Here is a 349-nt window from a genome sequence, read left to right on the forward strand (position 1 = left end):
GAAAATCCAGCTATCCAGGCAATCTATCACTTCCAACAACAGTTACATGAAATACTCATGAAAAAAATGCTAACCAAGAAGCGAGCACGAAAGTTAATCCCGCGCTTTCTTGAAATGCTTGACGAACTCAAACACAGTCCTTTCAAACCATTGGCTGCACTCGGTAAAACACTCGATAACTGGAAAGAAGAAGTCGTCTGCATGTGGCGATTTAGTAAATCAAATGGTATTACCGAAGGCTTTCATCGTAAGATGAAATTGATTCAACGTAGAGCTTATGGCTTTAAAAACTTTGAAAATTATAGAACAAGGGTTAGAGTACTATGCTGCTGATTGAGTGCCCCCGTAA

Annotated in this window: 1 protein-coding gene; it reads left to right on the forward strand. The window is 39.5% G+C overall.

Translation table 11 applies throughout. The features are described from left to right. Positions 1 to 333, forward strand: a 333-nt coding sequence (locus Lery_RS11940) for a transposase (protein WP_162262978.1), incomplete at its 5' end; no start/stop codon positions are given. Positions 334 to 349 lie beyond the last annotated feature (16 nt).

The organism is Legionella erythra, from assembly GCF_001467615.1.
Taxonomy (GTDB): Bacteria; Pseudomonadota; Gammaproteobacteria; order Legionellales; family Legionellaceae; genus Legionella_C; species Legionella_C erythra.